The organism is Caldicoprobacter guelmensis, assembly GCF_016908415.1.
Classification (GTDB): Bacteria; Bacillota; Clostridia; order Caldicoprobacterales; family Caldicoprobacteraceae; genus Caldicoprobacter; species Caldicoprobacter guelmensis.
This window is the reverse complement of sequence record NZ_JAFBDW010000014.1, coordinates 1-14,857: the sequence shown is the minus strand read 5'-3', so window position 1 is coordinate 14,857 and position 14,857 is coordinate 1. Positions and strand designations below refer to the sequence as shown.

Here is a 14,857-nt window from a genome sequence, read left to right as displayed (position 1 = left end):
CTTACCATGGTCTACGTGCCCTATCGTACCTACATTCACATGCGGTTTCGTCCTCTCAAACTTCGCCTTCGCCATCTTTAACTTTCCTCCTCCTTCAAATTTTTAAATTCACTTCTTTATAATCTTCTCAAGCAGGTTCTTTGGAACCTCTTCATAGTGGGACATCTGCATTACGTAGCTACCTCGTCCCTGAGTCTTTGAACGAAGGTCAGTGGCATAGCCAAACATCTCAGCCAGCGGCACATAAGCCCTTATGACTTGTGTATTGCCGCGCAGCTCCGTGCCTTCAATCCTCCCCCGCCTTGATGAAATATCGCCTATTACATCACCCATATACTCTTCTGGAACGGTTACCTCAACCTTCATGATGGGTTCCAGGAGTACAGGGTCGGCTTTTTGCATGGCATCCTTAAACGCCATAGAAGCCGCTATCTTAAAGGCCATCTCCGAAGAGTCCACTTCGTGGTACGAACCGTCAAAGACGGTAACCCTCACATCTATTACTGGATAACCTGCCAGTACGCCGCTTTCCATGGCTTCGCGGACACCGCTTTCAACTGCCGGAATATATTCTTTCGGAATTACGCCACCAACGATCTTGTTGACAAACTCAAATCCCTTGCCCGGCTCAAGCGGCTCAACCTCAAGCCACACATGCCCGTACTGACCGCGACCACCGGTCTGCCTGATAAAGCGCCCCTCGGCCTTGACAGGCTTTTTGATGGTCTCGCGATAAGCAACCTGAGGCTTACCCACGTTGGCCTCTACCTTAAACTCCCTAACCAAGCGGTCTACAATAATTTCAAGGTGTAGCTCACCCATCCCCGCAATGATGGTCTGACCTGTTTCCTGGTCCACATATGTCCTGAAGGTCGGGTCCTCTTCCGCCAGCCTTTGAAGTGCAACTGACAGCTTCTCCTGACCCGCCTTTGTCTTGGGCTCGATCGCGACCTGTATAACTGGCTCGGGGAACACCATGGATTCCAGCACTATTGGGTTATTCTCATCGCACAGGGTATGACCCGTTATGGTATTCTTCAAACCCACCACAGCCACGATATCGCCCGCATAGGCCTCTGAGATTTCTTCACGCTGATTGGCGTGCATGCGTAAAACTCGGCCAATCCTCTCTTTTGTTCCTTTAGTGGTGTTGTATACATAGGTACCCGACCTCAACACTCCCGAGTAGACGCGCACGTACACCAGCTTTCCTACATACGGATCAGCCATTACCTTAAATGCCAAAGCGCTTAAAGGCTCATCATCAGACGGATGCCTTACAATTTCTTCACCCGTATCCGGTGAGGTACCTACTACTGGTGGGAGGTCAAGGGGTGAAGGCAGATAATCCACAATGGCATCCATCAAGGGCTGTACCCCTTTATTCCTGTAAGATGAACCGCAAAGCACAGGTACTATCTTGAAAGAAATGGTAGCCTTTCTAAGCGCCGCCTTGATCTCATCTATTGTAAGCTCCTCGCCTTCCAGGTATTTCATCATAAGCTCATCATCTTGCTCTGCAACAACCTCTAAAAGCTTTGTCCTGTATTCCTGAGCAAGGTCCTTTAACTCGTCAGGTATCTCCTTTTCTTCGCTCTGAGTTCCCAACTCATCAAGATAATATATGGCCTTGTTTTTAACGAGGTCGATCATCCCTCTGAAGTCGGCCTCTTGCCCAATAGGAAGCTGGATCGGAACCGGATTGGCCCCCAATCTCTCGCGAATCATCTTTACAACGTTGAAAAAGTCGGCACCTACTATATCCATTTTATTGACGTAAGCTATACGCGGAACTTTATACTTATTGGCCTGGCGCCAAACAGTCTCAGATTGGGGCTCTACCCCTCCCTTTGCGCAAAATACCGCTACTGAACCATCGAGGACGCGCAGCGAACGCTCAACCTCTACTGTAAAGTCCACGTGCCCTGGCGTGTCAATGATGTTGATAAAGTGATCCTTCCAGCTGACAGTAGTAGCTGCAGACGTTATAGTAATACCGCGTTCCTGTTCCTGTACCATCCAGTCCATGGTAGCAGCCCCTTCATGGACTTCACCAATCTTGTGTATTTTGCCGCTATAGAACAGGATACGCTCGGTAGTAGTCGTCTTACCAGCATCGATATGCGCCATTATACCTATATTTCTTACTCTCTCTATTGGTACCCTAGGCATTACAACACCTCCTCCCATCTTAAAGCCAGCATTCCTCGCGGTTCAGCATAGGGTACAACCACATATTCTTTACCACCTGTAGTGTGCAAAGGCTTTGTTGGCTTCCGCCATTCTATGAGTATCTTCCTTCTTCTTTACAGCACCGCCGGTATTATTTGCCGCATCTATAATCTCGGCAGCAAGCCTTTCTACCATAGTCCTTTCCCCGCGCTCTCTGGCATATTCAACCAACCAGCGCAAACCCAGCGCCTGTCTTCTGTCAGGGTTAACCTCTACTGGCACCTGGTATGTGGCACCACCCACCCTACGGGGTCTTACTTCCAATACAGGCATCACATTGTTGAGTGCCTGTTCGAAAACCTCCATGGGGTCCCTACCGGTTTTTTCCCTTATAAGTTCAAAAGCCCCATAACAAATTCTCTGAGCAAGAGACTTTTTCCCATCGCGCATGACCTTGTTTATGAGCTTGGTTACCAGCTTGCTTCCATAAATGGGATCAGGGAGCACTTCCCGTTTAGGAACTGGTCCTTTTCTCGGCATTATATTCCCTCCTTAACAAACTTCAATCGGTTTTAGCATCCCATTACTTCTTGGGCTTCTTAGCGCCATACTTGGATCTTCCTTGCTTACGGTTAGCTACACCAGCGGCATCCAAAGCGCCACGTATAATATGGTAACGTACACCGGGTAAGTCCTTCACCCTGCCCCCACGAATCAGAACCACTGAGTGCTCCTGTAAGTTATGTCCAATCCCTGGAATGTATGCAGTAACCTCCACGCCATTTACGAGGCGGACTCTTGCAATCTTTCGAAGGGCAGAATTAGGCTTCTTAGGAGTGGTTGTCTTAACCGCAATACATACACCTCTCTTCTGGGGACATCCCTTCAAAGCCGGTGCGGAAGACTTGTATTCACGTTTCTCTCTCCCTTTGCGAACCAATTGATTGATTGTCGGCATTCCCCTACACCTCCTTTCGATCGGCCTCTCTCAAAATAGCAGCTGTGGCAGCCCCTACGTCAATGCCACAAATCCTACCCAATTCCTTCATTGAATCCACATAAAAGATAGGAATATTATTCTTCTCGCATTCTCTTTTTATCCTTTCACTAATATACTCATCCACATCCCTGGCTAAATAAACTCTTACCGCTTTACCGGCATTGATAGCCTTCAGCGTCTGCTTTGTTCCTACAGTCTTAGCCGACGCATTTTTTAAATCCTCTAACATGGCTACCCCCATCTTTCATGCACACTGAAATTCTAAAAGACAACACACTGCAGTATTTTATCATCCTTAAATAACCCTGTCAACACATTTGAAAGCAAAAAAATATAACTTCTGCTGACATCGGGATTTGACCCGACATCAGCAGAAACATCAAACCGCACCTTGCTGTACATCAAATCATACCGAGGCAGTAGCTGCCTCTTTGACCTTTTGTCCTTCATCCTCCTGACCTTTAAGCTCTTCCTCGGTGCGCACCTCAATATCGCGATATCTGCTCATGCCAGTACCAGCCGGAATTAGCTTACCAATGATAACGTTCTCTTTAAGTCCCATGAGAGGATCAATCTTGCCCTTTACCGCCGCATCTGTCAGCACACGCGTGGTCTCCTGGAAGGAAGCAGCTGACAGGAAGGAATCAGTGGCCAGCGACGCCTTTGTGATGCCAAGAAGCACCCTCTTGGCCACAGCGGGTTGTCCACCCTGCTGTACAATCCTCTCGTTTTCCCTTTCGAACTCGAATATGTCTACCAGCCCACCAGGCAACATATCACTATCGCCCGGATCCTCTACCCTCACCTTGCGTAGCATCTGCCTGATGATTATCTCGATGTGCTTATCATTTATATCTACACCTTGGTAACGATAAACCTTCTGAACCTCCTGCAAGAGATATGCCTGTACACCCTTTACACCCTTTATCTTCAATATATCATGTGGGTTAACAGAACCTTCGGTGAGCTCATCCCCTGCTTCAATCTGCTGACCATCTTCCACCTTTATTCGCGCACCATAGGGCACGGTATAGACCTTGGTCTCACCATCAGGCGATGTTACAATGAGCTCCCTCTTCTTCTTGGTATCATTTATCTTTACGATCCCTGAAATCTCGGATATTACTGCCAGACCTTTGGGCTTGCGCGCCTCAAACAGCTCCTCAACGCGCGGCAGACCTTGGGTGATATCCTCTCCGGCCACACCTCCAGTATGGAATGTTCTCATAGTCAGCTGAGTACCAGGTTCACCAATGGACTGAGCAGCAATTATACCTACCGCTTCTCCTACGTGCACTGGGTGTCCGGTAGCTAAATCGATACCATAGCATTTAGCACATACTCCATACTCGGTACGGCAGGTAAACACGCTGCGTATGCACACCTTTTGAATACCAGCTTTTATAATCCGTTCGGCCTTTTCGTGGTCTATGAGCTCATTGATGCGTACTATAACCTCTCCTGTATTGGGGTCAATGACATTCTCTGCAGCATAGCGCCCTAAAATCCTGTCAAATAATGGTTCTATGATTTCGTTGCCTTCCCTTATCTCGGTCACCTCAAAGCCTTTTACCTCTTCTCCCAACCTGGCAAAACAGTCCTCTTCCCGTACGATGACGTCCTGGCTGACGTCTACCAAGCGCCTGGTAAGGTAACCCGAGTCAGCCGTACGCAATGCAGTATCAGCCAATCCCTTTCTGGCGCCATGGGTGGATATAAAGAATTCAAGTACCGTTAAGCCCTCGCGGAAGTTAGAACGTATGGGCACCTCTATGATCACGCCAGCCGGATTAGCCATAAGCCCGCGCATTCCGGCAAGCTGCCTAATCTGGTTAATGCTACCGCGTGCACCAGAATTAGCCATCATGTAAAGGTGGTTAAACGGATCCATGGCAGCCAAAAGGGCCTGGGTAACCTTATCGGTGGTCTCATTCCATATTGATATAATCCTGTTATACCTCTCCTCATCTGAGATAAGACCACGGCGGTATTGCCTTTCAACCTGCGCAACCGCTTCGTCAGCCTGCTTGAGCAGTTCCTGTTTCTCTTCGGGCACCACAATATCTGATACGCCTATCGTAATAGCGCCTTTTGTAGCATAATGGAAGCCCAACGCCTTTATCTTATCCAATACGATGGCGGTTTCGGTGTTGCCGTACTTACGATAACACCTGTCAATTATTTTCTCCAACATCTTCTTATCTACCAGGGTATTGACCTCCAGGTCAAAGGCCTCATCGGGATTATTTCTATCCTTAAATCCCAAATCCTGCGGGATGGCCTCGTTGAATATGACCCTGCCAGGCGTTACATCTATCAGCCTAGATACCCTCTCGCCATTTATCTCCCGCGTAACCCTCATCTTAACGCGAGCATGCAGCCCCACTTGTCCCGTCTGATATGCCATTATAACTTCATCAGGCCCTGTGAACACCCTTCCTTCGCCTTTCTCGCCTTCACGTTCAATAGTAAGATAATAACACCCTATAACCATATCCTGCGTGGGGCATACTACAGGTCGACCATCCGACGGCTTGAGCATGTTATGAATGGACAGCATCAAAAAGCGCGCTTCAGCCTGAGCCTCTACCGATAACGGAACGTGTACCGCCATCTGGTCTCCATCAAAGTCGGCGTTGTAGGCTGTACACACCAGCGGATGAATCTTAATGGCGCGCCCCTCCACTAAAACGGGTTCAAAGGCCTGGATTCCCAGACGGTGCAGCGTAGGCGCGCGGTTCAAAAGCACGGGATGCTCTTTTATGACCTCCTCCAGCACATCCCATACTTCGGGCTTTACGCGCTCCACCATGCGCTTGGCGCTCTTTATGTTATGGGCCAAACCCTTTTCAACCAGCCTTTTCATGACAAAGGGCTTAAACAGCTCCAATGCCATCTCTTTTGGAAGGCCACATTGATACATCTTAAGTTCAGGTCCTACGACGATTACAGACCGTCCAGAATAGTCCACGCGCTTTCCAAGCAAGTTCTGACGGAACCGCCCTTGTTTACCCTTAAGCAAGTCACTCAAGGACTTAAGCGGCCTATTACCTGGCCCTGTAACTGGACGTCCCCTTCTCCCGTTATCTATAAGAGCATCAACCGCTTCCTGTAGCATCCTCTTCTCATTTCGCACAATGATGTCTGGAGCCCCAAGTTCTAACAACCTCTTCAGCCGGTTGTTTCGGTTAATCACGCGCCTGTAGAGGTCATTCAGGTCAGAAGTGGCAAAACGTCCACCATCCAATTGCACCATGGGGCGAAGCTCGGGCGGAATGACGGGTATTACATCCAATATCATCCATTCCGGCCTGTTGCCTGACTTCCTAAAAGCCTCTACCACTTCCAGCCTCTTGATAATGCGTATCCGCTTTTGTCCGGTAGCCGTCTTTAGTTCCTCCCGCAACTCTTTGGACAGCGCATCCAGGTCAATCTCCTGTAATAACTCCTTTATGGCCTCTGCTCCCATTCCGGCCCGGAACCTATTACCGTATGTTTCCTGATATTCACGGTACTCTCGCTCAGTCAAAAGCTGCTTTTTAACAAGAGGGGTATCGCCCGGATCTATCACCACATAAGCAGCAAAATACAGCACCTTTTCCAGAGCACGAGGAGACATGTCAAGCAACAAACCCATACGGCTGGGGACACCTTTGAAGTACCATATGTGGGATACTGGGGCGGCCAGCTCAATATGTCCCATGCGTTCGCGGCGAACCTTGGCTTTGGTAACTTCTACCCCACAACGATCGCATATGATCCCCTTGTAACGAACCCTTTTGTATTTTCCGCAATGACACTCCCAGTCCTTGGTAGGCCCAAAAATCCTTTCACAAAACAAGCCGTCTTTTTCGGGCTTTAAAGTCCGGTAGTTTATGGTCTCGGGCTTTTTGACCTCGCCCCGAGACCACTCACGAATTTTATCAGGGGAAGCTAATCCTATTTGTATAGAGTCAAAGTAATTGAGTTCCACCGCAGTTCCCGCTCCCTTCTTTAATATTCTTGTTCTTCATCATCATCCATATCTTTTAAATCATCAAAATCATCCAAGTCTTCTAAACCAGGTATGTCCACAATTTCATCCAAGTCAAAGCTATCCAATTCCTCATCTTCAAATTCTTTCTCTTCTACCTGCTCTTCCGCTATCTCATCCTTCTCTCGCCCTTCTATATTTACACCCAATTCCTCTATGTCATCGTCTACGGTCTCTTTGATATCTATCTCTTCTTTTTCTTCTGATAGCACCTTCACGTCTAACCCCAAGCTTTGCAGCTCCTTGATAAGCACCTTGAATGACTCGGGAACACCTGGCTCTGGGATATTCTCGCCTTTCACAATAGCCTCATATGTCTTGACGCGCCCTACCACATCGTCGGATTTTACCGTCAGCATCTCCTGTAAGGTATGGGCAGCGCCATAAGCTTCCAAAGCCCAGACTTCCATTTCGCCAAACCTCTGGCCACCAAATTGCGCTTTACCACCCAAGGGCTGCTGAGTAACCAGAGAATAAGGCCCTGTGGAACGAGCATGAATCTTATCGTCAACCAAGTGTACCAGCTTCATCATGTACATATACCCCACCGTAACGCGGTTCTCAAACGGTTCACCGGTACGGCCATCATAAAGAATAACCTTGCCATCCCTGCTGAAACCAGCCTTCTCAAGGGCATCCATTATATCATCTTCATTGGCGCCATCGAAAACCGGCGTAGCCACATGCCACCCTAGTGCTTTGGCCGCCAGGCCCAAGTGCGTCTCCAATACCTGTCCAATATTCATACGAGACGGAACGCCTAGAGGATTAAGAACTATCTCCAAAGGAGTACCATCGGGTAAGAAGGGCATATCTTCCTCGGGCAATATCCGTGAGATGACGCCCTTGTTGCCATGGCGCCCGGCCATCTTATCACCCACAGATATCTTGCGCTTTTGCGCTACATATACCCTCACCATTTGGTTAACGCCTGGCGCCAGCTCATCTCCGTTTTCTCGGCTAAACACCTTTACGTCCACCACAATACCGCCTTCCCCGTGGGGAACCCTCAAAGAAGTATCCCTAACTTCACGGGCTTTTTCTCCGAATATGGCTCTAAGCAACCTTTCTTCAGCAGTAAGCTCGGTCTCGCCCTTAGGAGTAACCTTCCCTACTAAAATGTCGCCTGCACGTACTTCGGCGCCCACCCTTATAATACCTCTTTCATCCAAATCTTTGAGGGCGTCTTCACCCACGTTGGGAATCTCCCTGGTTATTTCTTCGGGGCCTAGCTTGGTATCACGAGCTTCAACTTCGTACTCTTCTATATGGATAGAGGTATACACGTCTTCTTTAACCAGCTTCTCGCTGATCAGTATGGCATCCTCGTAGTTGTAACCTTCCCATGGCATAAAGCCGACCAATACATTCTTCCCCAATGCCAGCTCACCATTGTCAGTAGAAGGCCCATCGGCTATGACCTGTCCTTTTTCGACTCGCTGCCCTACATCTACAATCGGACGTTGATTTATACACGTCCCCTGGTTGGATCGAGCAAACTTTATAAGCTCATATACCTGTTCTTTGCCGGTGTCTTCTTTAATCACAATGCGATCGGCCGAAACCTTCTTGACCACTCCGGCCTCTTTTGCCACCACGACTACTCCCGAATCTTTGGCCGCCCTGTATTCCATTCCAGTTCCGATTATAGGCGCTTCGGTGCGTATTAGTGGAACAGCCTGGCGCTGCATGTTTGAACCCATAAGAGCGCGATTGGCGTCATCGTTTTCAAGGAACGGAATAAGAGATGCCGCTACAGACACGACCTGTTTGGGTGACACGTCCATGAGTTCCACCTGTTCCCTGGGAACCTCGTATATCTTGTCCCTATACCTGGCCATAACGCGCTCATTGGCAAAATACCCATTTTCATCAAGCTTTTCGTTAGCTTGAGCAATCACATACTCGTCTTCTTCGTCAGCAGTTAAGTAAACTATCTCATCAGTCACCCTCTTATTCTTCTGATCAACCTTCCTATAAGGGGACTCAATAAACCCATATTCATTGATACGCGCATAAACGCTAAGGGAGTTTATTAGACCGATATTAGGCCCTTCAGGAGTCTCTATAGGGCAAATTCGACCATAATGGGAATGATGTACGTCTCTTACTTCAAAGCCAGCTCGCTCCCTGCTTAAGCCACCGGGGCCTAGAGCACTTACCCTTCTTTTGTGAGTCAGTTCAGCTAATGGATTGGTCTGATCCATAAATTGAGAGAGTTGACTGCTCCCAAAAAATTCTTTAATTGCTGCCACTACAGGACGAATATTGATAAGGGCTTGAGGCGTGACTGTCTCTACATCTTGTATGGTCATCCTCTCTTTAATCACTCTCTCCATGCGCGACAGGCCAATCCTAAACTGGTTCTGCAGCAGTTCTCCCACAGCTCGTACACGCCTGTTACCCAAATGATCTATATCATCAACGTGTCCTATGCCGTCAAATAAATGCATAATATAATTAACAGAAGCCACAATATCATCTGCTATAATGCACTTTGGAATAAGCCTGTTTAAGTTTGCCCTTAGTACTTCTTTAAGCTCGCGCTCGCTCAAACCCTGATCGAGGATTTCCTTCAAAACGGGATAGTATACCTTCTCGTTGATGCCGACCTCCTGGGGATCAAAGCTCAAATAATGCTTTGCATCCACGAAATGGTTGCCCACTATCTTGACAACCTTTTCATCGTCTAGCAATATCTCTACCTCATTGACGCCGGCATTCTGTATCATCTCGGCTTTCTCGCGCGTAATCCTTTCTCCCGCTTCAGCCAATATCTCTCCCGTTGAAGGGTCCACTACATCTCGAGCGCATATGCGTCCATTTATCCTAGCGCTCAAAGCCAGCTTCTTATTTATTTTATAGCGCCCTACCCGCGCCAGGTCATACCTCTTGGGATCAAAAAACAACGAAGTCAAAAGCTGCCTAGCACTTTCAACGGTAGGCGGCTCCCCCGGCCTTAAACGCTTATATATCTCAATTAATGCCTCTTCTTCTGTCTTGGTATTGTCCTTCTCTAAAGTATTCAGAATCCGTTCATCCTCACCAACCGCTTCTTTCAGCTGACTGTCGGTACCATATCCCACGGCCCGCAAAAGAATGGTTACCGGCAACTTACGAGTACGATCCACACGCACATATATAACGTCACTAGCATCGGTCTCATACTCAAGCCATGCGCCACGATTGGGTATAATTGTCGCTGAATACATCTTTTTGCCGTTTTTGTCTGTTTGTTCAGAATAGTACACTCCTGGCGACCGCACAAGCTGGCTTACAACCACGCGCTCGGCTCCGTTGATTATAAACGTACCCCGCTCGGTCATTAGCGGAAAGTCCCCCATAAAAACTTCTTGCTCCTTGACTTCGCCGGTCTCCCTGTTAATAAGGCGAACGCGGACCTTTAAGGGAGCAGCATAATTCATATCCCTATCTTTACATTCCTGCACCGAATATTTGGGATTGTTCTCTAACCTGTAATCTACGAACTCCAGTATAAGATTCCCCGTATAATCGGTAATAGGCGAAACTTCCTCAAACACCTCTTTTAAACCTTCTTTTAAAAACCACTCATATGAATTCCTTTGAACCTCGATTAAGTTCGGGATATCAAGTACTTCATCAATTCGAGAATAGCTCATCCTTATCCTGTTTCCTACTTGTACTGGACGCACCATCAATTTTCACCCCTTAAATTTATTAAGCATTGACAATGTATGCCTCTTCATAGTGGCTTAGTTATTACTCTTATAAACAACCGAAAATTAAAAACAAAAAATGACAAAAAGGTCCCCCTTTGGTTTTACAAACCGTGAACCTGCATTTGCCTTATTATAAATTATTCCCTTGAAATTTATACCCTATTCGGTGTAAAATATAAACACAGAAGAAAAAAAACAAATAGACTACGCCATTCCTGCCTGCTAATGCAATTTTTAATGTTACCACAATTTTGTGTATATGTCAACGGGAAAAATTTTAAAAATGCACATAAAAAAGGGACTCTTTGTGAGTCCCTTTTTTATTTTTCATCATGCTGCCCTATCACTTAATCTGAACTTTTGCGCCCACTTCTTCAAGCTTGGCTTTGGCTGCCTCAGCTTCCTGTTTGCTAACGCCTTCCTTGACTGGCTTAGGTGCACTTTCAACCAAATCCTTGGCTTCTTTCAGACCCAGTCCAGTAAGTTCGCGTACAACTTTAATGACCTTGATCTTCTCTGGCCCAACATCAGCCAGGATGACATCAAACTCTGTTTTTTCCTCTTCAGCTGGAGCAGCGGCAGCACCAGGCGCGCCAGCTATCGGTGCAACAGCTACTGGAGCGGCAGCACTTACACCAAACTCTTCCTCCAAAGCCTTTACCAGCTCTGCCAATTCTAAAACCGTCATGTTCTTAATAGCTTCTATCAGTTGATTTTTATCCATACCAAACTACCTCCTTTTTTTAATGTTCCTTAAATTTCAAGCAATTGCATTTTTTAAGCTTCCTTCTGTGCCTTTATAGCATTTAAAGCATATACCAGCGCTCTGATTGGGCCACTGAGTACTCCCACCAAATTGGCAATGGGAGCATTCAAGCTGCCAAGCATTTTTGCAATAAGCTCTTCCCTGGATGGGAGCGTGGCCAATGCTTTAATGCCCTCTACATCGATCACTCTTCCCTCTACCACTCCGACCTTGAATTCCATTTTATTGAGCTCTTTCATGGTGTCCATTAGGATCTTAGCCGGAGCTACTGGATCCTTCACACCAAAGGCTATAGCTGTAGGGCCTTCCAAATGGGGTATTAAACCTTCTAAACCCAACTCCCGCGCCGCAATCTCTATCAAAGTATTCTTGTATACCTTGTAGATTACCCCCGCTTCACGAAACTTTTTTCGTAGCTGATTTACCTCCTCAACCGTCAGGCCTTTGTAGTCCACCAATATAGCGCTGCTTGAATTGGCTAACCTTTCTTTAATCTCAGCTACTATTTGAACTTTTTCTTCACGGACCGGCATTTTCTCTCTCACCTCCTTCAAAGCGAAGGTAAACAAAAAATTAAAAAACCCTCTTACCGCAAAACAGTAAGAGGGCACTGCAATCTGTCCCTTTACCTTACCTCGGTAGGCTGTGTAAAACACATTTAAGCTTAAAGCACCTACTGTCTGCGGTAAGCCACACGTTAATTTTGAACTCTCTTTGGCTTGGCAGCCTCAATTAAAACTTTGCTGGGTTTACTTTAATCCCTGGACCCATAGTGCTGGATAACACTATGCTTTTCAGGTAAGTGCCCTTGGCTGCTGCAGGCTTAGCCCTAACAATAGCCTCTATCAAAGCCCGTAAATTTTCAAGCAATTTATTTTCTTCAAATGACGCTTTCCCAATAGGCACATGCACAATACCTGCTTTATCCACACGATATTCTACCTTACCAGCTTTGATATCCCTTACAGCCTTTCCTACCTCCATGGTCACTGTACCAGCTTTGGGATTGGGCATCAACCCTCGAGGACCTAAGATTCGACCCAATCTACCTACCACGGCCATCATATCGGGCGTAGCAACACATACATCAAAGTCCAGCCAACCCTCGTTTTGTATGCGCGTCACCAACTCCTCAGCGCCTACATAATCAGCACCAGCCTCTTCGGCCTCTCTCGCCTTATCCCCCTTGGCAAATACCAGCACCTTCACGGTCTTACCAGTGCCATTTGGCAATACTACTGTGCCACGTACCTGTTGATCAGCATGTCGCGGATCAACTCCTAACCTAACAGCTACTTCAACGGTTTCATCAAACTTTGCATTAGCGGTCTGCTTTACCAGCCTTACCGCTTCTTCTGGGTCGTACAGTTTGGTACGATCAACCAACTTTAACAGTTCTTGATATCTCTTCCCTCGCTTCATGTTCTAACCTCCTTGTGGTGTTAAGCGGAAAAAAATTTCCTCCCACAATTTTTATCAATCTTCCACAATTATACCCATACTACGAGCCGTCCCTGCAATCATGCTCATGGCTGCTTCTAGGCTTGTAGTATTTAAGTCGGGCATTTTGAGCTCAGCAATTTCTCTAATCTGCTGTTTTGTCACTCTGCCCACCTTTTCACGGTTAGGAGCAGCGGAACCCTTTTCAATCCCAGCAGCCCTCTTCAAGAGAACAGCCGCCGGAGGCGTCTTAGTAATAAATGTAAAAGATCTATCCTGATACACAGTGATAACAACCGGTATAATCAACCCTGCCTGTTTGGCAGTTCTTTCGTTAAACTCCTTACAAAACGCCATTATATTAACTCCATGCTGTCCCAACGCAGGCCCAACTGGCGGAGCAGGAGTGGCTTTCCCAGCAGGAATCTGGAGCTTTACCATAGCTACTACTTTCTTGGCCATCCTTTACACCTCCTTAAATCTTCTGTATCTGATTGTATCGCAATTCTAGGGGGGTTTCCCTGCCAAACATCGAAATCAATACTCTCACCTTTTGTTTATCGGGATAAATCTCTTCCACAACCCCAATGAAATTCTCCAGCGGCCCTGAAGTAACGCGCACATTATCGCCCACCTCTATATCTAACTTGATGGGCACATCTTCAACTCCCATCATGCGTACCTCTTCTGGAGTAAGAGGTATGGGCTTCGAACCAGGGCCTACAAATCCCGTCACACCTCTGGTATTGCGGACAAGGTGCCACGATTCATCGGTCATAATCATCTTGACCAATACATATCCTGGAAATATCTTTTTGCTGACCACTTTCTTTTTGCCGTTTTTGAACTCAATCTGCTCTTCGGTAGGAACTTTTACTTCCAGGATCAAATCCTGCATTCCGCGACTTTCTACCATCTTTTCAATATTGGCCTTTACCTTGTTTTCATACCCCGAATAAGTGTGAACCACATACCATTTTGCTTGCTCTTTTTCGCTCATACGCAAAGGGCCTCCCTTTTAATTTGGCCCCCTCCCCTACATCAGGTAATCAACTTAAGGAGCTGGCCTAGGATAAGGTCCACTATCCCCACTACTATTGCAAAAATCACAATGAAAATTATGGCTGCAACAGTAGCATTAACCAACTCCTTGCGGTCGGGCCAAGATACTTTTCTTACTTCTGAAACGACATCTCGAAAATATTTAACGATTTTTTTCCTTCTGGCAGATACCTTTGTTTCGGCTTTGCCCTGGGCACTCTTTGTCATCATCTTCACACCCTCAAATTTTTTCTTAATCATCTCGTTTCCCTGTGAAGAGTATGTTTTTTACAAAATTTACAATATTTTCTCAGCTCTAGCCTATCGGGGTCATTCTTCTTATTCTTAGTAGTATTGTAGTTCCGCTGCTTACATTCCGTACAAGCCAGCGTAATATTCACTCGCATCCCCTACACCTCTCTTCAATCTATATTAACTCGTTTGTTTCTACATTGCAAATTAATACTATTCTAATTTAGCATACAAGTTCAATTCTTGTCAATGAGTTTTCAAGATTTTTGATATCAAATCAAAGCTTTCTCATTATAACTCACAATAAAAGCGCAGGCAATCACCTGCGCTTTTATCCGCCATACTATAAAGCCACGCCATCATTCGATGATTTTGGTTACGGCACCAGCGCCTACCGTCCTGCCACCTTCCCTTATAGCAAACCTCAACCCTTCCTCTATCGCTATGGGCGT

Annotated in this window: 15 protein-coding genes and 1 other annotated feature; all 15 genes read right to left on the bottom strand. The window is 46.7% G+C overall.

What is annotated here, in order from left to right; translation table 11 throughout:
- Positions 1–108: 108 nt before the first annotated feature.
- Positions 109–2,172, bottom strand: coding sequence for an elongation factor G (gene fusA, locus JOD02_RS11290; RefSeq protein WP_204489618.1), 2,064 nt, complete (start codon positions 2,170–2,172; stop codon positions 109–111).
- Positions 2,173–2,241: 69 nt separating this feature from the next.
- Positions 2,242–2,712, bottom strand: a complete 471-nt coding sequence (gene rpsG, locus JOD02_RS11285) for a 30S ribosomal protein S7 (RefSeq protein WP_204489616.1) — start codon at positions 2,710–2,712, stop codon at positions 2,242–2,244.
- A gap of 43 nt (positions 2,713–2,755) precedes the next feature.
- A complete protein-coding gene (gene rpsL / locus JOD02_RS11280; RefSeq protein ID WP_204489614.1) occupies positions 2,756–3,130 on the bottom strand; it encodes a 30S ribosomal protein S12 in 375 nt (124 codons plus the stop codon).
- Between the two features lie 4 nt (positions 3,131–3,134).
- The gene (locus JOD02_RS11275) at positions 3,135–3,401 is read right to left on the bottom strand and encodes a ribosomal L7Ae/L30e/S12e/Gadd45 family protein (RefSeq protein WP_204489613.1); all 267 of its coding nucleotides are present in this window, start codon (positions 3,399–3,401) and stop codon (positions 3,135–3,137) included.
- A gap of 32 nt (positions 3,402–3,433) precedes the next feature.
- Positions 3,434–3,622: a hypothetical protein gene (locus JOD02_RS11270; RefSeq protein WP_204489611.1), complete on the bottom strand. Its 189-nt coding sequence runs from the start codon at positions 3,620–3,622 to the stop codon at positions 3,434–3,436.
- The gene (rpoC, locus tag JOD02_RS11265; protein ID WP_204489609.1) at positions 3,579–7,145 is read right to left on the bottom strand and encodes a DNA-directed RNA polymerase subunit beta'; all 3,567 of its coding nucleotides are present in this window, start codon (positions 7,143–7,145) and stop codon (positions 3,579–3,581) included. The genes JOD02_RS11270 and rpoC overlap by 44 nt, the downstream gene beginning before the upstream one ends.
- Before the next feature lie 20 nt (positions 7,146–7,165).
- On the bottom strand, positions 7,166–10,882 hold the full coding sequence (gene rpoB / locus JOD02_RS11260; RefSeq protein WP_204489608.1) for a DNA-directed RNA polymerase subunit beta: 3,717 nt from the start codon (positions 10,880–10,882) through the stop codon (positions 7,166–7,168).
- A 367-nt stretch (positions 10,883–11,249) separates the two neighbouring features.
- The gene (gene rplL / locus JOD02_RS11255) at positions 11,250–11,630 is read right to left on the bottom strand and encodes a 50S ribosomal protein L7/L12 (protein WP_204489606.1); all 381 of its coding nucleotides are present in this window, start codon (positions 11,628–11,630) and stop codon (positions 11,250–11,252) included.
- Positions 11,631–11,683: 53 nt separating this feature from the next.
- Positions 11,684–12,205, bottom strand: a complete 522-nt coding sequence (gene rplJ, locus JOD02_RS11250; RefSeq protein ID WP_204489604.1) for a 50S ribosomal protein L10 — start codon at positions 12,203–12,205, stop codon at positions 11,684–11,686.
- A gap of 33 nt (positions 12,206–12,238) precedes the next feature.
- Positions 12,239–12,376 (bottom strand) — a sequence feature (ribosomal protein L10 leader region).
- Positions 12,377–12,404: 28 nt separating this feature from the next.
- Positions 12,405–13,094 (bottom strand): 50S ribosomal protein L1, encoded by a 690-nt coding sequence (gene rplA, locus JOD02_RS11245; protein ID WP_204489603.1) that lies wholly within the window; start codon positions 13,092–13,094, stop codon positions 12,405–12,407.
- Positions 13,095–13,148: 54 nt separating this feature from the next.
- Positions 13,149–13,574, bottom strand: a complete 426-nt coding sequence (gene rplK / locus JOD02_RS11240) for a 50S ribosomal protein L11 (RefSeq protein ID WP_204489601.1) — start codon at positions 13,572–13,574, stop codon at positions 13,149–13,151.
- Between the two features lie 13 nt (positions 13,575–13,587).
- Positions 13,588–14,112 carry a transcription termination/antitermination protein NusG gene (gene nusG / locus JOD02_RS11235; RefSeq protein WP_204489600.1) on the bottom strand — a complete coding sequence of 175 codons (525 nt, stop codon included), beginning with the start codon at positions 14,110–14,112 and terminating at the stop codon, positions 13,588–13,590.
- Positions 14,113–14,153: 41 nt separating this feature from the next.
- A complete protein-coding gene (secE, locus tag JOD02_RS11230; RefSeq protein ID WP_204489598.1) occupies positions 14,154–14,381 on the bottom strand; it encodes a preprotein translocase subunit SecE in 228 nt (75 codons plus the stop codon).
- A gap of 29 nt (positions 14,382–14,410) precedes the next feature.
- Positions 14,411–14,560: a 50S ribosomal protein L33 gene (gene rpmG / locus JOD02_RS11225; RefSeq protein WP_204489596.1), complete on the bottom strand. Its 150-nt coding sequence runs from the start codon at positions 14,558–14,560 to the stop codon at positions 14,411–14,413.
- A 204-nt stretch (positions 14,561–14,764) separates the two neighbouring features.
- The coding region (locus JOD02_RS11220) for an EF-Tu C-terminal domain-related protein (RefSeq protein ID WP_449240102.1) at positions 14,765–14,857 on the bottom strand (93 nt) is incomplete at its 5' end.